This window comes from Corynebacterium axilliensis, from assembly GCF_046097495.1.
Classification (GTDB): Bacteria; Actinomycetota; Actinomycetes; order Mycobacteriales; family Mycobacteriaceae; genus Corynebacterium.
The window spans coordinates 2,450,004-2,467,404 of record NZ_CP175768.1; the positions used below are offsets into that span (position 1 = coordinate 2,450,004).

The following is a 17,401-nucleotide window of genomic DNA, read 5'->3' on the forward strand; positions in this document are numbered from 1 at the left end:
GCCTAATGAGTGAAACCATGTGTGGGGCACAGAGCTGCGCCAGAATTGCCGGTTCAAACGCAGCGAAAGAGGAAACCCCGCTCCGAACAAGGGGAGCGGGGCGGGAAGGACCCGGGGCTAGTTGTTGAGCGGCTTGCGGGTCGCGGCCATGTGCTTAGCGCGGTCCACGTTGGCCGGCAGCAGGACCAGCGGCACGTCGTACTCCACCTCGCGGTCGCAGAACTCGGTGAAGCTCAGCGAGCCGGAGCCGGTGTACATCTCGGCGAGCTTCGCCACGATGACGTGGTCGTTCTCGGTGGTGCCCTCGATAGGCCAATCGCGGTCCAGGGCAGGCGAGCCGGAGTACATCTCAATCTGCCCATCGGCCGGCGGGGCGTAGGAGCCGGCCAGGGCCTCGGCCTCCTCGAGCGCGCGGGCGAGGACGTGGTCGTAGGACATGAGTACGACATCATCGGAGGAGAGGAAGCCTGCCTTCTGGGCCTCAAAAGCCGAGGAGAAGTTGCGGGCAGAGGCGATGAAGTCGAAGGCTTTCTGGTGGTAGTCCGAGACACCGGCCGCCTTGAGGCGCTCCAGCGCGGAAATGGTGCCCGTCCAGCCGGGGTAGAGGCCCACGGTGCGCTCTGGGAAGCCGAGGCGAGTATCGGCGTGAGCGACAATTCGGTCACAGGCCAGGGCGGTTTCGAAGCCGCCGCCCAGGGCTACGCCGCGCACAGCAGCGACGACCGGAACCGGGGCGAACTTGAGGGCACGCAAGGTGGTCGAGCCGTCCGAGAGGAGGGATTCAACGAGCGAGGCATCGCCGGACTCACCGGCGGACGCAATGGAGGCCAGGTCAGCACCAGCGCAGAAGACCGGCTTGTCGTTGCCGATGACCAGCGCGACAAGGTCGGAGGAGGAGACTGCGTCGAGAGCCGCACGGATGACTTCCAGTGCTGGGGTGGGCAGGGAGTTCATCGGGGTGTGCAGGTCGATGATGCCGATGCGACCAGCCGGGGTAGACACCGCGTGAACCGCGCCCGCGTCCAGGGAGACGATGGTCTCCGCTGACAGGGAAGCCAAGGTCACGACACCTTCGCGCGGTGCGAGGTCCTGACGTTCTCCCTGAGAAGAGAGCACCGAGCCTTTGCCGTAGAACCCACCCGCCGAGGCCGCGGCGGAGACCAAGGAAGGAACCTCGGAGCCGTAGGCGGAGGCGACCCAGTCGATCCCGATGGCGTCGGCAAGCGCGAAGATGCCCTTCTTCCAGCCGAAACCAAGAGTAAGGCCTTCGTCGATGAGACCCACATGGTCAGCAATGGAGGGGGCGACCTCGCAGCAGTACGCCAGCGTGTCGAGGAAGACCGCGCGGGCGAAGCGGCCGCCCGGGGAGTCGGTCTCCATGACCTCGCGGGGATCCTTGAGGCCCACGACCGGATCGGTAGGCACTGAGCGGGACACGTACTCATAAGAAGCGTTGATGACCTCGTCGCGGCCGCGGTAGAAGCCGCCATCACCGGTGCGGCCGGTCAGACCGCGAGACACGAGGCCCTCGATGAAGGAGTCATCACCGAGGGGAACCTCGAGGAGAGGATCGCCCTCAGGGAGGGCGGTCTCCAGAGACTTCCAAATCGGCTTGACCAGCTGGAGGCCGATGTAGTCGAGCAGGCCGAAGATGCCGGTGCGCGGGATGCCGAAGGCGCGGCCAAAGGCGGCGTCGGCAAGCTCGTAGCTCACGTCGAACTCGCGGGCGCGTGCCACGCCGGCGGCCATCCAGTAGCAGCCCACGCGGTTGGCAATAAAGCCCGGGGTGTCGCGGCATTCGAGGGCAATCTTGCCCAGCGTCTGCTCGATGGTCGTGCGCAGTGCGGCCTCCGTGGAGCCGGAGGCGATGAGCTCCACCAGGCGCATCACCTTCGGCGGGTTGAAGAAGTGCGTGATGGCGAACTTGTCGCGGCGGGCCTCCGGAACGCCCTCGAGGAGGGATTCAAGCGGCAGGGTAGAGGTATTCGAGCTCAACAGAGCCTCCGTCGGCAAATAGGGCTCGATGGCGTCGTACAGCGCGTGCTTGGCGCCCAGGTCCTCGAAGATGGCCTCGATGACCCACTCGCGGTCCTCCAACAGCGCGTAGTCATCGCTGGCGCGCACGCGCTCGGCAAACTCCGGCAGGTGGAAGCCCTTGCGCTTGAGCTGGATGTCGACGCCGCGCTGGGCGCCCTCCGCGTTCTGGTCCAGCAGGACCACGTCCATGCCCGCGGATGCGCAGAGCGCCGCGATGCCAGACCCCATAGAACCTGCGCCGATGACGGCTACCTTGGTGATGCTCATTTACTTTTCTCCATTCTCAATAATCATGGCGATTCCCTGACCGCCGCCGATACACATGGTGACCAGGCCATAGCGCTTATTCTGGTGGCGCAGCGCGTAAGCCAGCTTGGTCAGCAGGATGACGCCCGTGGCACCCACCGGGTGGCCGTGCGCGACGGCGCCGCCGTAGACGTTGGTCTTGGCCGGGTCGAAGCCCAGCTCATCCTGCACGGCAATGGCCTGGGCGGCAAAGGCCTCGTTGGACTCGATGAGGTCGATGTCCTCCAGCTTCAAGCCGGCCTTGTCCAGGGCCTTTGGGACGGCGGCGATGGGGCCGATGCCCATGCGCGTCGGATCCACACCCGCGATGGACCAGGACACAATCTTGGCCAGCGGGTTGAGGCCACGCTTGGTCACTTCCTCCGCGGTGGCCAGCACGGCGGCCGCGGCGCCATCGTTGATGCCGGAGGCGTTGCCAGCGGTGACGGTTCCGTCCTTAACGAAGACTGGCTTGAGCTTCGCCAGCTTCTCGACGTTCGTCTCCCGCACCCCCTCATCAAAATCCAGCTCGCCCACCGGGACGATTTCCTCAGCATGCACGCCTTCCGCGCGGGCCTGGGCGGCACGCTCCTGAGACTCGGCGGAGAATTCGTCCTGGCGCTCGCGGGAGATGTCGTTGTCCGCGGCGACGTTCTCCGCGGTGACACCCATGTGGCCAGTGCCGAAGGGGCAGGAAAGTGCACCGGTGAGCCAGTCATAGAGCTTGCCGTCACCCATGCGCTTGCCAAAGCGCGCGCCTTCGACGGAATAGGGCGCGTTGCTCATGGATTCCGCGCCGACGGCCAGGGCCAGGGAGCCGTCGCCGGACTGCAGCAGCTGGGCCGCGCTGATGACGGCCTGGACACCGGAGCCGCACAGCCGGTTGACACCCATGGCGGTGGAGGAATCCGGCATGCCCACATTCTTAGCGATAGCGCGGGAGAGGTACAGGTCCTTCGGCACCACGGGCATGACGTTGGAAGCCACGGCGGTATCAAGGTCGGCGCCGCTCAGGCCCGAACGGTCAATAGCCGCTTCGGCGGCGAGGGAGCCGAGCTCGGTGAGGGAGAGGCGGGCGAGGCTGCCGCCGAATTTGCCGATGGGCAGGCGCGCAGCGCCCGCGATGTAGATGTCCTGGGGCACGATTTCCTCCATGTGTGAAACGAATGGTGATTAGTTAACTGTGTATCCTAGGGCACTTTTTGCCCGCGCGCCACCCCCGTCTATTTACAGATTGTTCAACAACCTTTATGCTTTCACCAATAATTAATGCGACCTGCGTCACGAAAGGTTCCCAAAAGTGAGTTCCGAGTCAAACGCCGTGCCCGCTCAGGGCGGCGCGGGCCCTGCCACCACCAACCAGACCAGCCCCGAAACCCAGGCAACCCCTGAAGCCCAGGCAAACCCAGCCGTCGACAAGCCCGCCGCACCCAAGGGCATCGGCGCCATGGCCGGCGCCATGTTCCTCATGGCCACCTCCGCCATCGGCCCCGGCTTCCTTACCCAGACCTCCGTCTTTACTGTGCAGATGGGCGCGGCCTTCGCGTTCGCCATTGCGTTGTCGATCATCGTGGACATTGCCATCCAGCTCAACGTCTGGCGCGTGCTGGCCATCTCTGGCATGCGTGCCAACGAGCTGGGCAATACCGTGCTGCCGGGACTGGGCTGGTTCCTCGCCGTGCTCGTCTTCATCGGCGGCATCGTCTTTAATATCGGCAACATTGCCGGCACCGGCCTGGGCGTCAATGCCATGCTGGGCATCGACGCTCGCCTGGGCGGCATCATCGCCGCCGCCATCGCCGTGCTGGTCTTCCTGTCCAAGCGTGCAGGCGTGGCGCTGGACCGCATCGTCGCGGGCCTGGGTGCCATCATGATTCTGCTCATGCTCTACGTGGCCATTGTCTCCCAGCCCCCGGTGGGCGAGGCCCTGAAGAACACCGTCATGCCGGAGTCCGTGGACTTCTTCGTCATCACCACGCTTATCGGCGGCACCGTGGGCGGCTACATCACCTTCGCCGGCGCGCACCGCCTCATTGACTCGGGCCTGTCCGGCCCGGAGAATGTCGGCGCAATTACCAAGACCTCGGTGCTGGGCATCATCGTCACCGGCATCATGCGCGTACTCCTCTTCCTGGCGGTCCTGGGCGTCGTCGCCACCGGCGTGGCCCTGTCTGAGGACAACACGGCTGCCGACGCCTTCTACAACGCCGCCGGCGAGTTCGGCCTCCGCGCCTTCGGCGTGGTCCTCTTCGCCGCGGGCCTGTCCTCCGTCATCGGCGCCTCGTATACGTCGATCAGCTTCGTCACCACGCAGAAGACCAGCCCGCGCACCCGCAACCTCCTTACCGTGGGGTTCATCGTGGTGTGCACGGTTCTCTTCGCGCTGCTCAACTCCGCCCCGCAGAAGCTGCTCATCTTTGCCGGCGCCTTCAATGGCATCATTCTGCCCATCGCCTTTGCCATGGTCATGTGGGTGGCTTTCCGCCGCCGCGACCTCACGCACGGCGTGAAGCAGCCGATGTGGCTGCTCATTCTGGGCGTGCTGGCCCTGGGGCTGGAAATTATTGTCGGCGTTAAGTCGATTTCTGGAATCGTCAACCTGTGGGCATGATGCGTACCCCGGAAGAAGTTCGCGCCTTTGCCCGCACGCACGCTATGGCCACGACTGCGGGCCATGCGCGCGGCTTCATGCAGGCCAACCTCATCGCCCTGCCGCGCGAGTACGCCTTCGACTTCCTGCTCTTTGCCCAGCGCAATCCCAAGCCCTGTCCTATCGTCGGGGTGCTGGAAGCCGGCGAGTACACCTCTGACCTCATCCCGGGCGGGGACGTGCGAACGGATATCCCGGCCTACAACATCTATGAGGGCGGCCAGCTCACGCATACGCTTGCCGACGCCACCCCCTTCTACTCCCCAGACACCATCTCCTTCCTCATCGGCTGTTCTTTTACCTTTGAGAACGCACTGCTCGATAACGGCGTCCTGCTCGCCCACATTGATCAAGGCCGCAACGTGCCGATGTATCGCACCACCATCGCCACGAGGCCCGCTGGAGTCTTCTCCGGACCGATGGTCGTGTCCATGCGTCCCATTCCCGCGAGCCAGGTGTCCGATGCCGTGCGCATCACTTCCCGCTACCCGGCCGTCCACGGCGCGCCCGTCCACGTGGGCGACCCGGCCGCCATCGGCATCGAGGACCTATCGCAGCCCGACTTCGGCGATGCCATCGATATCCCCGCGGGCACCATTCCCGTCTTCTGGGCGTGCGGCGTGACCCCACAAGCCATCGTCATGAACTCGCGGCCCAGCCTGGCCATCACGCACGCCCCGGGCAAAATGCTGGTCACCGATATCCCGGACCGCGACTTCCTCATTCCCTAGGCCTGTCGCACCTACACATGGTTTCATTCACAAGGCACTAGTCAGAAGGCTCCTTTGGGGGCAAACGAACCATCCTTTCGCCCGCATATGGTTCACTTGGGTGCAAACGAACCATATGACTCGTGCCTTCTGACCTGAACCCTAGCGGTTGTGAACCTTGGGGTGGCCACGGCGAGCGGCAGCCAGCGGCCTGTGAAGGGGACGGAGCTAGAGGACGCGGAGGATGGCGTTCATCGCGCGCATGAGGTCGGCGCGGCAGGCGTCGGCCGCGGCATCCCGCTCGCCGCGGGCGATGAGCTGGGCCAAGTCGATGTTGGACTGCACGTGGTCGTCGTGGATGTGCGGGTAGCGCTCCAGCGTGAGCAGGAACGTCACGCGCATGCGGGCGAGCAGGTGCGACATCGTGCGGTCCAGCGTGGCAGAGCCCAGTCCCGCGACGAGCTGTCGGTGGAATTGCTGGTTGAGGAGGGGGCGGGGAGCGTCGGAAAGCGCGGCGGATTCGGTGAGGCGGATGAGCTCGCTGGGATCCGGGAAGGTGCCGTAGCGCGCGGCGGCCGGCTCGATGGCGGCGCGGGCCAGGTAGAGATCGCGCACGAAGTCCTCGTCCGGTGTCGCGATGAAGACGCCGCGGTGGGGCAGGCGCTCGACAATGCGCTCGGCGGCCAGCATGGCGAAGGACTCCCGCAGGGTGTTGCGGGAGCACTCGAAGCGCTCGGCCGCGCGGACCTCGCTGAGCTGCTGGCCGGGCATGTACTCGCCCTCGGAGATGGCGGCGCGCAGAGCGGACGCGACGGAATCAGCAAGCATCGTGACTTAGCCGATGGTGGCGATGACCGCGCCCGGCTCGAGGCGGTCGCCTTCTGCGGCCTCGAGGGAGACCTTTCCGGAGGCGGGGGCCTTGACGGCGGATTCCATCTTCATGGCCTCGATGGTGGCGATGGCCTGGCCTTCTTCGACGGTGTCGCCGTCGGCCACGTTCCACGCCACGAGGTTGGCCTCGTAGGGGCAGGTCACCTCGTTCTCACCGGTGCCGCTGCTTGCCGACGCCCCGGAAGCCTGCCCTGCAGCCTGCGCCGCCGGCGCACCCGCCGCAAGGAGTTCAGCGGGGAAGCCCACGCTGACGAGCTTGCCGTCGATTTCCAGGGCCACGCGGGTGCGCTTGGCGTAGATGGTCTCGACCGGGGCGACGTGGCTCGTGGCCTCGGCGGAGGGGCGGTAGTTGTGGTCCAGCCAGTCGGTGTAGATGCCGGCGGTGGCCTCGGCATCGCCGTGGTCCACCAGGACCTGGGAGGCCACCATGTCGCGGTGGAAGGGCAGCACGGTGCGCACGCCCTCGATGTCGAACTCCTGGAGAGCCCGCTTCGAGCGGTTCAGCGCAATCTCGCGGGTTGGGCCCCAGACCAGGAGCTTGGCCACCAGCGAGTCGTAGTAGGGCGGGACGATGGAACCGGAGCGCACGCCGGCGTCCACGCGGAGGCCGGGGCCCGTCGGTGGCTCGAAGCGCACGACGGTGCCCGGGCAGGGGGCAAAGCCGTTGAGGATGTCCTCGGCGTTGATGCGGAACTCAAAGGCGTGGCCGTTCATCTCAGGGTCTGAAGCGTCCGCTTCAGACGCGCCGGACGCGAAGGACAGCGGCTCGCCGGCGGCGATGCGGAACTGCTCCGCAATGATGTCCACGCCCGTGACCATCTCGGTCACCGGGTGCTCCACCTGGACACGGGTGTTGACCTCGAGGAAGGAGATGGTGCCGTCCTCGGAGACGATGTACTCGACGGTGCCGGCGCCGGTGTAGCCCACCTTGGCGCAGATGGCGCGAGCACCTTCGTGGATGCCGTGGCGCTGGTCGTCGGTAAGCGCGGGCGCGGGCGCTTCCTCGATGAGCTTCTGGAAGCGGCGCTGGGTGGAGCAATCGCGGGTGCCCAGGACTGCGACGTTGCCGTGCGTATCGGCCAGGATCTGCGCCTCGACGTGGCGCGGGTGGGTGAGGAACTTCTCCACGTAGCACTCCGCGCGGCCGAAGGCCTCCTTGGCCTCGCGGCCAGCGGAGTTGAAGGCGGCCTCGATGTCCTCGAGGTTTTCGACCACCTTGAGGCCGCGTCCGCCGCCACCATAAGCAGCCTTGATGGCGATGGGCAGGCCGTGCTCTTCGGCGAAGGCGCGGGCTTCCTGCCAGTCATCGATGGGATCGGAGGTGCCCGGGGCCAGGGGCGCGCCGACCTCTTCGGCTACGCGGCGCGCGGCAATCTTGTCACCGAGCAGCTCGATGGACTCCGGAGACGGGCCAATCCACGTCAGGCCGGCCTCGGCCACGGTGCGGGCAAAGTCGGCGTTTTCGGAGAGGAAGCCGTAGCCCGGGTGGATGGCGTCGGCACCGGCGCGCACTGCGATATCGAGCAGCGCGGGAACGTTCATGTAGGTATCCGCCGCGGAGTTGCCGGGCAGCGCGTAGGCCTCGTCGGCCACCTGGGTGTGCAGGGCGCCGGCATCGGCCTCCGAGTAAATAGCGATGGAGCGAATACCCAGGTCGCGGGCGGTGCGGGCGATACGGACGGCGATCTCGCCGCGGTTAGCAATAAGGACTGCAGAAATCATGATTATCCTTCAGTGTGTTTAAGCGAGTTCAAAGCGGACCGTGGCTCCCGAGGGGAGCTGCGCGGCGATGTCGATGTCTTCTTCCAATACGGTGGCGATGACCGGATAGCCGCCGGTCACGGCGTGGTCCCGGAGGAAAATCACGGGCTCGCCGCTGGGCGGTACCTGGACTGAGCCGGCCACCATGCCCTCCGAGGGAAGCTCTCCCTCCCGGGAGCGCTCCAGGCCCTCGGAATCCTGTGGCCCGATAAGGCGCACGCCCACGCGGTTGGACTGCGGGGTGACCGTCCACTCGGTGGTGAGGAAAGCATTGATGCTGTCCGGAGTGAACCAGTCATCGCGGGGGCCGAGCACACAACGCAGCACGCCCTGGGTCTGGCCCTGGCGGCCCTGGCTCACGCGCAACGGGTTAGCCAGCTGGCCGTCGGTCATGGCGGTGGAGCGGGGCAGAACGCCGATGACGTCGCCCTGCTGCACCGGGGAGGGGCCCAGCCCGGAGAGCACGTCCGTGGAGGCGGAACCCAACTCTGCGTCCGCGACGATTCCGCCGCGGATGGCGATGTAAGAGCGCAAGCCCACCGTGGCTGGGTGCACCGTTACGGTCGAACCAGCAGGAACGAGGACCGGGCGGGCCAGGTGGACCGGCATGTCTCCCAGCAGCACGCGGGACTGGGCGCCGGTGACGCACATGACGGCGTCGGTCAGCGCGCGCAGCGTGATGCCGCCGATGTTTTCGAGCACCGTCGCCCCGCGCGGGTTGCCCACCGCCACGTTCGCGGTGGCCGCCGCCGCCAGGTCCGCCGCGCCCGAGGGGGTCACGCCCAGGTTGCCTCGGCCGGGGCGGCCCTGGTCCTGGAAGAGGGTGAGCAGGCCGGCGTCGAGGACCTCCATGCGCGGCAGGCGCGCCGGGGTACGGCGGGCCTCGAGGTTGGTGGACACGAAGTCCGGCAGGGAGCTCACGGCGCGGTAGCGCACGCGGTCGCCCGGCTGGACCAGCGCGGGCGGCTGGGCGTCGGACTCCCACATCGGGGTTGTGGTGGTGCCCAGCAGCTGCCAGCCGCCGGGGGAGACGCGCGGATAGACCGCGGAGAACCCGCCGGCGATGCCCACCGCGCCCGCCGGGACCGCGGTGCGCGGGGTAGCGCGGCGCTCAATGTTGAAGTTCTGCGCCGGGTCCGCCGGGGTGCAATAGGTAAAACCCGGGGCGAAGCCGCCGAAGGCCGCGAGCCATTCGGTGGAGGTGTGCCAGTCAATGAGCCCCTCGCGGGACATGCCCATGAGTTCTGCGGCTTCCTCGAGATCTTCGCCGTCGTACAGCACGTCGATCTCCACCAGGCGCGGGTCGTCGCCGGCCTGGGCGCTGGGGTGGAAGTCCTCCAGGCGCTCCGCGGCCGCGGCGGCGGAGTTCGGCGTGGCGAACGTCAGCAGCAGGGTCGTGGCGGCGGCGATGGCGTCGACCTGGTCCTTGAGCGGGTGGGCGTCCAGCGCGGAGTGCCACGCCATGACCTGGGACAAATCCTCCAGCTCAATGAGCAGCGCGCGGGTGCCTACGGGGTGAATGCGCATTAGATAACGCTCCGAATCTCGATGCCGCGGGCGGTGAGCTCCTCCACCACACCGCGCAGCAGGGCAACCGCGCCGGGGGAGTCGCCGTGCGTGCACACCGACTGGGCGTCCACGTTGAGCACGGTGCCATCGATGGCGGTGACGGAGCCGGTTTCGGCGACGTCGAGCACGCGCTTGACGACGTCCCCCTCATCACCCATCACCGCATTCGCCTCGCGGCGAGAGACGAGCGTGCCATCGGGGTTGTAGTTGCGGTCCGCGAAGGCCTCGCGGATGACGGTGAGCCCCTTCTTCTCTGCGATGTCCACGGCCACGCCGCCCGGCAGCAGCATGACCGGCAGATCGCCAAAGGCCTTGATGCCGTCGATGACGGCGTGGGCCTGGGCCTCGTGGTGGACGATGGCGTTGTACATCGCGCCGTGCGGCTTGACGTAGGCCACCTGCGTGCCGTTGGCCTGGGCCAGGGCCTGGAGGGCGCCGATTTGGTACGTGACTTCGTCGGCCAGCTCGGCAGGGTTGTAGTCGATGAAGCGGCGGCCGAAGGCGGCGGGGTCGTTGTAGCCCACGTGCGCGCCGACGGTCACGCCTGCCGCGGTCGCGGCGCGGAGCGTGCCGGCAATCGAGTGCGGGTCGCCGGCGTGGAAGCCGGTGGCCACGTTGGCGGAGGACACCAGCTGCAGCATGGCGGCGTCGTCCGCCACGGGGTTGCCCGCGGTGGTCTCACCCAGGTCGGCGTTGAGGTCTATGCGTAGCGCGCTCACGGTCTCGTCCCCTTCAGGAAATTGTTGAACAATCTGGCGGGGTTTAGTGTAGCCCGCGTCACGTGGCTTTGTGAAGTGGGTCCACCCCCTACGGTTCGTGTGAGCGAACTGCCCTGGAGGTGTCCGGGGTGCCCCGGCAACCCAGGTGGGTGAAATGCAGCATACACAGATTCAAATATGAGACAATTCACATCACGTTAATTATTTTAAGGAGAATTCATGATGTGGACAAGGGTGGGCGCAAGCCTTGCGGTAATGGGCACGGTGGCCGGGCTGGCAGCATGCGGCAGTGATGGGTCCAGCAGCGCCTCGGGCTCTGAATTCATCACCACCAACTCGACTGAGCCGCAAAAGCCACTCATCCCGGCCGATACCAGCGATGTCCCAGGTGCGACGCTTATTGACCTCATCTACTCCGGGCTGGTCTACTTCGACGAAAACGGAGAGGTTCACAATGACCAAGCGGAGAAGATTGAGAAGACCGATGACGTGACCTACAAGGTGACGATCAAGGACGACGCGGTGTTTTCTGACGGCACGCCCGTGCGCGCGCAGGACTACGTCAACACGTGGAACAGCGCGGTACACAACAGCATGATCTCCGCCTACTTCTTCGAGCCCATCAAGGGCTATGAGGAGGGCGCGAAAACCATGGAGGGGCTTAGCGTCAATGATGACAAGACCTTCACCATCGAGCTGGCGGAGCCCACCGCGGACTTTGAAACGCGCCTGGGCTACTCGGTGTTCTTCCCTATGCAAGAGGCCGCTTTCGATGACCTGGATGCCTACGGTCAAAAGCCGGTGGGCAGTGGCCCTTACAAGCTGCAGGAATGGAACCACAACCAGAACGCGGTCCTGGTCCCCAATGAGAAGTACACCGGGGACCGCAAGGCGCAGAACGACGGCCTGAACTTCGTTTTCTATGCCGACGCCAGCGCGGCCTACGCGGATCTCCTCTCCGGGAACTTGGACGTGCTGGAATCGATTCCGTCCTCGGCCCTGGCCAACTTTGAGACCGACTTGGGGGAGCGGGCGGTCAACGAGCCCGCCGCCATCTTCCAGTCCATCACCATCCCGGAGGGGGATAAGAACTTCCGCGGGGAGGCGGGCGCCCTGCGCCGCCAGGCGCTGTCCATGGCCATTGACCGCGAGGAGATCACGGACACTATCTTCCAGGGCACGAATACGCCGGCGGTGGACTTTACCTCGCCCGTCGTCAACGACGGCGCGACTGACATCCCTGGCCATGAGGTGCTGGACTACAACCCGGAGAAGGCCCGGGAGCTGTGGGCGAAGGCGGAGAAAATGCAGCCCTTCGAGGGGCCGTTTACCGTGGCCTTTAACTCCGACGGCAGCCACAAGGAGTGGGTCGACGCGGTGGTGAATTTCATCCGCAACACCCTCGACATTGACGCCCAGCCGGCGCCGTACCCGGATTTCAAGTCCCTGCGCGACGAGGTAACGAACAAGACCATTACCGGCGCGTTCCGTACCGGGTGGCAGTCGGTGTACCCGTCGCCGTCGAGCTTCCTGGAGCCGCTGTACGCGACGGGTGCCGCGACTAACGATGCCGCCTATGCCAACCCCGAGTTCGACGCGCTGCTTAAGAAGGCTGCCGCAGCGCCCAACGACGACGAATCGGTGGCGAAGGTCAACGAGGCCCAGGCGGTGCTCATGGAGGACCTCCCCGCAATTCCGCTGTGGTACACCAATTCCACCGGTGGCTACTCCGAGCGCGTGGATAACGTGACCTTCACGTGGAAGTCGAAGCCGTTGTATTACAAGGTCACGCTGAAGTAGCGCGCCGCAAGAAGTAGAAAACAGCAACAGCGCTCCTTGCCCCACAACCGGGGCGAGGAGCGCTGAAGTGCTTCTTAGAGCGAACTCTTAGAAGAGCTGCTTACGGCGGGCGACGACGGCGCCAGCTGCCAGCATGGCGGCGATAGCGAGTGCGGCGAGGCCGCGAGCCACGGTGTTGGAGCCGGTCTCAGCGGAGATACCGCGGTTTGCTACCTGCGGCTCCTGGGCTGCGTCGGCAGCGGCCTGACCCTGGGCAACCTTGCCGCCCTGGGCGATGACCTCATCGTGGTTGTCCTTGAGGAGCTGCTCGGACTCGGCCTTCTCCTCAGCGGACAGCTCGGACTTCTGGGCAGCCTCTTCGGACTTGACGTAGGTCTTGCCATCCTTGGCCAGGTACCAGGTCACGCCACCGATAACGAGGGCGGCCGGCAGAGCCAGCCAGGCCAGCTGCTTCTTGTCGAACTCGGAAGTGGGCTCGCCGTTGAGCGGGTAGTCAACGGAAGACGGTGCGGTGGACTCGCCCGTGGAGGCCATGTCTACATCCGGTGCGAGCACGCTGGTGGTGGTCGGAGCGGTCTCGGTCTCGGTGGTCTCCTCGCTAGCCGGTGCGTCAGCAGGCTCCTCGCCTGCCTGCTGCTCCTGGAGGCGCTCCCAGGCAGCCTGTGCCTGATCGGCGGTCAGGGTGGTGGCGCCGAGCTCGTTCGTGCTCTTGTACTCGCCGTTGGCCTGTTTCTGGTAGGTCACGCCATCGAGCTCGAACTCGGCCGGGGCCGGAATCTGCGCGGAGGCAACGGCGGTGCCGCCGAGTGCGAGTGCGCCGGACAGTGCGGCGGCGGTCAGGGTGCGGGTCATGCGCTTCATAGGGAAACTCCTTGTAGTTCTGTGAGGGGACTGCATCGACGCCAATCACACTAGTCCCAACTTTCACATTGGTCACAGAGGTTGGTGGGTGATTTCCACGATAAGTTCCAGTAATTCCTACTGGTAGACGTGGTAAGAGGCATAAGCTTGTATGGATAACAGCAGGTGTGGGCTGCTAAATGCGCGCGGAGGTGGGCACCGCGTCCGCTGGTTTAAGAAAATCTCCCCGGGCAGGCTCGTGGCGGAAAAGTTCACCCCCGCTTGGGGTTATAACATTGCTGGTCGCGGCGTGAGGGGGGATGCGTGGGGAGCTACGAGGCCTGCTCGGGAGCTGTTGCTACGCCGTCGAACTGCCAGCCCACCACGGCATTGCGCACCGCGGCGGCAAGCAAGTTCGCAGGCTGGATGCAGCTGATGGTGAGCAGTCGGCCCGGCATCGGGCCCTCGCCCCAGATGCTCGTGTCTTGCTCCAGGCCGTCCTTGGACGGATCGTGCAGGTCCGTCGCGGTGTAGACCAGCCACTCATCGCCGGAGTTCTCCGTGCGCAGGTAGAGCTTGTCACCGATGGAGACCTTGTGTTCGTTTGCGCGGCCATCGTAGAGGTTGTTAAACACCGCCGGCACGCCCGCGCCCGTGTGGCCGGCGATGACCACGATGTCCGGGGAGTCCGTTCCCGGCAACGCGTAGGGCTTGCCCTCAGCGGTGTAGGTGCAGGCCTCCCGCATGGAGTCAGGGTTGATCTTGTCGTCCTTGACCCGGCACGAGCCGTCCTCGAAGGTGGCGCGCACATCGATGGAGGGGATGGACATCTCCACGGCGGGGGAAGGCTCGATGACCGCGGCGGGTTCGGCGGCGGCTTCTGTGGAAGTTGGGGGAGTAGGTTCCTCCGGGCTGCTGTTGAAGCCGACGGCCGCGATGATGCCGAGGACCACAACTGCCAGGATGGCTGCGAGCGACAGTCCACGGCGGCGGGTCACCGTGCGCTGGGATGGCGTGCGCTGGGCTGGCTGAGTCGACGGGCGCGTGCGCTGCGGCCGGGGTGGCACAGGACGCTGGGCGGCGGTGCGCGGTGGAGTGCGGCGCTGCGGGGCTGATGCTTGCCGACGCCGCCCTGCTCCCGCCCGCCGACGAGCACGCTCGGCGCGAAGATCGATGCGGATTCCCTCTTCGGGCAAGCGGTAGCTATCGCGCTGCGCCGAGTAGCGAGAATCCATGGTGAGCTCCTGAGACAAAGAATCCTTAAGAGATTTACAGTACTACTTGATTACTCGAGCTTCTCCGTCGCAGCCAGCTGGTAGCGCAGCGCGAAGGTGATAAGCCAGTGGGTGGACATGAAGTCGCCGTCGGTAAGCTGCGGCTCCGCGCTTGCTGCCAGGCGTGCGGCGTGCCCGTGCACGGAGTCACCGAAATGATTGGCGAGTTCTGTAAGCATCCATGCGCGCGAGAGCGCCAAGCCGAAAAGGTGGGCCAGGCGGCCATCGGTGGGATCGCGGACCTCGGGTACCTGGCTAAGAAAGTCCAGTGCCGCGGCGCGGTCCGGGAGGAAGCCGTCGAGCCAGCGCTCAGAGTCTGTGCCTTCAGGCCCGCTCGGCAGCACGCGCGACATGAGGAGTGCCTCCGACAGGCCATTGGACAGGAAGTCGTGGCCGGAGAGCTCCCAGTGGATGGGGTAGTTGCGGTCGCTGCCAAACATCCGCAACGCCGCCGCGCGCGCCGATTCCGCCAGGCCGGAATACTCCAGCTTCTCGGCCGCTTCCAGGAGGAGGAAGAGGTTGAAGGCGGTATTGGCGTGCATTCCGTGGCGAATGGGCTGGCTGAGCGTGGAGAGCCAGGACTGGCAGTGGCCGGCGCTCAGCTCTGCCAGCGCGAGCAGCGGCTCCGTCGGGCGGGCCGCGGCCAGCTGCATCAGCCAGGCGCGGCCATAGGGCATCTCGTAGCCCGGGTGAGCAGTGAGATAGTCCTGTTCCACCGCAAGGGCAGTGGGGCTCAGGCGCTGGCCCAGGACGGCGGTGAGGGCCGGTGGGACGTCGTCAAGCACTGCGTGAAGCAGCACTCCCGAGTACTGCATGTGGACGCTGGAGTGCCAATCGAAGCAGCCGTAGAAGCTGGGGTGGAGCTCACGCGGGCGCACGACGCAATCGGCGGCGGAGGAGCTGGTGTGGTGCATCGCGGCGGGAAACTCGCGCTCCAGCACGTCGACGATTGCCTCCGCCCAGGCGGGGAAAGCGTGGGCGAAAGGCTGAGGTGAGTCCGTGCGGTCCGTGTGATCCATGCAACTAGTATGTCAAAGCCGGCGGGCCCGTACGGTGGCTTTGCGGGCCTGAAGAGTTCTCAACGCTCTAAGCGCTCTAAGCGCGCAGTATCTTCTCCATGGCCTTGCCCTTGGCTAGCTCGTCAACAAGCTTGTCCATGTAGCGGATGTTTTGCATGAGCGGATTCTCGATGTCTTGCACCTTGTACCCGCACATGCTGCCGGTAATGAGTGAGCGGGACGGGTTCAGCGCCGGGGCTTGGGCGAAGAACCCCTCTAGGGTGACCTTGTCCTCGCGAACGCGGTTGAGCTCTTCTACTGAGTAGCCGGTTAGCCACGTGATGACTGCGTGGAGCTCATTAACGGTTCTGTCCTTGCGCTCGACCTTGGTGACGTAGTGCGGGTAAATATCAGCAAAAGGAACAGAGAAAATCCGGTGGGACATGGGACGCAGTATATTCGTGGCCGCTGGTTTAACCGTGCCATAGGGCCGAGATGGGCATTGCCCAGAGGCTCTCACCCATCGGTAGGACGTCTTTGCCTGTATACAAGACGATTCCTGCACGGAAGGAAGAGCCTGCAACTTGTTTAAGATAGCGCAGTCCGGCAAAGTCCTTCGACTGAATTGACATAGCAGCTTTGACCTCGACGCCGACAATGTCACGGGATCGTGATTCCAGTACGAGGTCAACTTCTTTTCCAGTGGAAGTACGAAAGTGGAAGAGGCGATAGTCAATGGATGACCACGCCTTTTGCTTGAGGAGCTCGTTGGCGACAAAGGCTTCGCAGATGCCTCCGGTAATCGCGCTGGAGATATTCATCTCCATTGCTTGTGGATCAAGCCCTGCCAGGCTTGTGGCAAGTGCTGTATCCGAAAGAAAAACCTTGGGTTTAGAAATAGCGCGCTTCTCAAGGTTGGTTCCCCATGATGGCAACTGGTTGAGCAAGAAGACATCGCTCAATGCAGACACATAAGTGGGAACCGAGCGTTGGGGAATATCGAGCGCGCGGCCAACGTGCGCCGCTACAAGCTCAGCGGTTCCTTGTGCGGCGAATTTATTGAGAAGATTCTGTAAGCGGTCGGGGAATTGAATTCCATATAGCTCGGCAGCATCTTTTGACAAGATGCGCTCAACGTAGGCGTCGAACCAACGGTGCTGTCGCCGCCGACTTGTGTCTCTTAGCCCTGGGAAACTGGGGGTGCAGAAGAGCTGAAAATAGTCATTTCGAGAAGGTGTAGATGTGGGATTCACGCCTGCTTCCTTCAATGACCACACTCGACCTGCAAAGTCGTCGTGGATACCCAAACGTTCGCCCACACTAAGGCCGTGGAGGCGGATTGTTTCCGCGCGACCAGCGAGAGATTCTTCAGCTCCTGTGGGGCTGAGGAGATTGGAGGACCCAGTGAGAATAAAACGACCTGGCCGTCGATCTTCTTCGAGGGCGCCTTTGATTGCACGAAAGAGTTCAGGTGCGCGCTGTATTTCATCAATGGCTAGTGTCCCCTTGGGGAGCTGTCTGACGAACCCGTCTGGGTCCGCTTTAGCTGACGCGAGAGAAGCGCTCTCATCAAGGTTAAAGAACCTATGCTCTCTGTTTCCGAGTAATTGATGAACGAGAGTGCTCTTTCCCACTTGGCGTGCGCCAGAAATGGTCAGCACGGGGGTATCGGATAGGATTTCCTCGGCCAATCCTCGTGCGTTTCTGTGTAGGAAAGTATCGGTCATGGCGGTAAATCTACCTGCAAATTTGCGGTTTTGCAAGGGTTTCGTTGCCGTTCTGCAATGATCTCGCTGCCGTTCTGCAAGCCCTCCATTGCCGTTCTGCAATGCTCTCGTTGCCATTTGATCAGGCTGGAAACGTCAAA

General features: G+C 64.6%; 14 protein-coding genes. 3 read left to right on the top strand and 11 right to left on the bottom strand.

What is annotated here, in order from left to right; translation table 11 throughout:
* Positions 1 to 117: 117 nt before the first annotated feature.
* Entirely contained in the window at positions 118 to 2,304 is a 2,187-nt protein-coding gene (locus ACKFR8_RS11785) for a 3-hydroxyacyl-CoA dehydrogenase/enoyl-CoA hydratase family protein (protein WP_296133546.1), read from the bottom strand.
* Positions 2,305 to 3,465: an acetyl-CoA C-acyltransferase gene (locus ACKFR8_RS11790; protein ID WP_296133545.1), complete on the bottom strand. Its 1,161-nt coding sequence runs from the start codon at positions 3,463 to 3,465 to the stop codon at positions 2,305 to 2,307.
* Positions 3,466 to 3,769: 304 nt separating this feature from the next.
* On the opposite strand from ACKFR8_RS11790, the gene ACKFR8_RS11795 reads away from it, so the two are divergent.
* Together ACKFR8_RS11795 and ACKFR8_RS11800 are read left to right on the top strand one after the other, a co-directional pair.
* Positions 3,770 to 4,933, top strand: coding sequence for an NRAMP family divalent metal transporter (locus ACKFR8_RS11795; RefSeq protein ID WP_296133589.1), 1,164 nt, complete (start codon positions 3,770 to 3,772; stop codon positions 4,931 to 4,933).
* Positions 4,933 to 5,703, top strand: coding sequence for a putative hydro-lyase (locus tag ACKFR8_RS11800; protein ID WP_296133588.1), 771 nt, complete (start codon positions 4,933 to 4,935; stop codon positions 5,701 to 5,703). The genes ACKFR8_RS11795 and ACKFR8_RS11800 overlap by 1 nt, the downstream gene beginning before the upstream one ends.
* A gap of 207 nt (positions 5,704 to 5,910) precedes the next feature.
* Here ACKFR8_RS11800 and ACKFR8_RS11805 read toward each other — a convergent pair whose 3' ends face one another.
* The 4 genes from ACKFR8_RS11805 to ACKFR8_RS11820 are packed head-to-tail and all read right to left on the bottom strand — an operon-like array spanning position 5,911 to position 10,622.
* A complete protein-coding gene (locus tag ACKFR8_RS11805; protein ID WP_296133543.1) occupies positions 5,911 to 6,510 on the bottom strand; it encodes a GntR family transcriptional regulator in 600 nt (199 codons plus the stop codon).
* A gap of 6 nt (positions 6,511 to 6,516) precedes the next feature.
* Positions 6,517 to 8,295: an acetyl/propionyl/methylcrotonyl-CoA carboxylase subunit alpha gene (locus ACKFR8_RS11810; protein WP_408930170.1), complete on the bottom strand. Its 1,779-nt coding sequence runs from the start codon at positions 8,293 to 8,295 to the stop codon at positions 6,517 to 6,519.
* Positions 8,296 to 8,313: 18 nt separating this feature from the next.
* Positions 8,314 to 9,861, bottom strand: a complete 1,548-nt coding sequence (locus ACKFR8_RS11815) for a 5-oxoprolinase subunit B/C family protein (protein ID WP_408930171.1) — start codon at positions 9,859 to 9,861, stop codon at positions 8,314 to 8,316.
* Positions 9,861 to 10,622 (bottom strand): LamB/YcsF family protein, encoded by a 762-nt coding sequence (locus ACKFR8_RS11820; RefSeq protein ID WP_408930172.1) that lies wholly within the window; start codon positions 10,620 to 10,622, stop codon positions 9,861 to 9,863. The genes ACKFR8_RS11815 and ACKFR8_RS11820 overlap by 1 nt, the downstream gene beginning before the upstream one ends.
* 222 nt (positions 10,623 to 10,844) lie before the next feature.
* On the opposite strand from ACKFR8_RS11820, the gene ACKFR8_RS11825 reads away from it, so the two are divergent.
* The gene (locus tag ACKFR8_RS11825) at positions 10,845 to 12,422 is read left to right on the top strand and encodes a peptide ABC transporter substrate-binding protein (protein ID WP_408931018.1); all 1,578 of its coding nucleotides are present in this window, start codon (positions 10,845 to 10,847) and stop codon (positions 12,420 to 12,422) included.
* 87 nt (positions 12,423 to 12,509) lie between these two features.
* Here the strand turns inward: ACKFR8_RS11825 and ACKFR8_RS11830 are convergent, their stop codons facing one another.
* The 5 genes from ACKFR8_RS11830 to ACKFR8_RS11850 all read right to left on the bottom strand — a co-directional run bounded on the left by ACKFR8_RS11830 (position 12,510) and on the right by ACKFR8_RS11850 (position 17,261).
* A complete protein-coding gene (locus tag ACKFR8_RS11830; RefSeq protein ID WP_408930173.1) occupies positions 12,510 to 13,283 on the bottom strand; it encodes a hypothetical protein in 774 nt (257 codons plus the stop codon).
* Between the two features lie 311 nt (positions 13,284 to 13,594).
* The gene (locus ACKFR8_RS11835; RefSeq protein WP_408930174.1) at positions 13,595 to 14,497 is read right to left on the bottom strand and encodes a hypothetical protein; all 903 of its coding nucleotides are present in this window, start codon (positions 14,495 to 14,497) and stop codon (positions 13,595 to 13,597) included.
* Between the two features lie 50 nt (positions 14,498 to 14,547).
* Positions 14,548 to 15,555, bottom strand: coding sequence for a DUF2891 family protein (locus tag ACKFR8_RS11840; protein WP_408930175.1), 1,008 nt, complete (start codon positions 15,553 to 15,555; stop codon positions 14,548 to 14,550).
* Positions 15,556 to 15,631: 76 nt separating this feature from the next.
* Positions 15,632 to 15,979, bottom strand: coding sequence for a DUF2200 domain-containing protein (locus ACKFR8_RS11845; protein ID WP_408930176.1), 348 nt, complete (start codon positions 15,977 to 15,979; stop codon positions 15,632 to 15,634).
* Positions 15,980 to 16,007: 28 nt separating this feature from the next.
* Positions 16,008 to 17,261, bottom strand: coding sequence for an ATP-binding protein (locus ACKFR8_RS11850; protein ID WP_408930177.1), 1,254 nt, complete (start codon positions 17,259 to 17,261; stop codon positions 16,008 to 16,010).
* Positions 17,262 to 17,401: the final 140 nt, after the last annotated feature.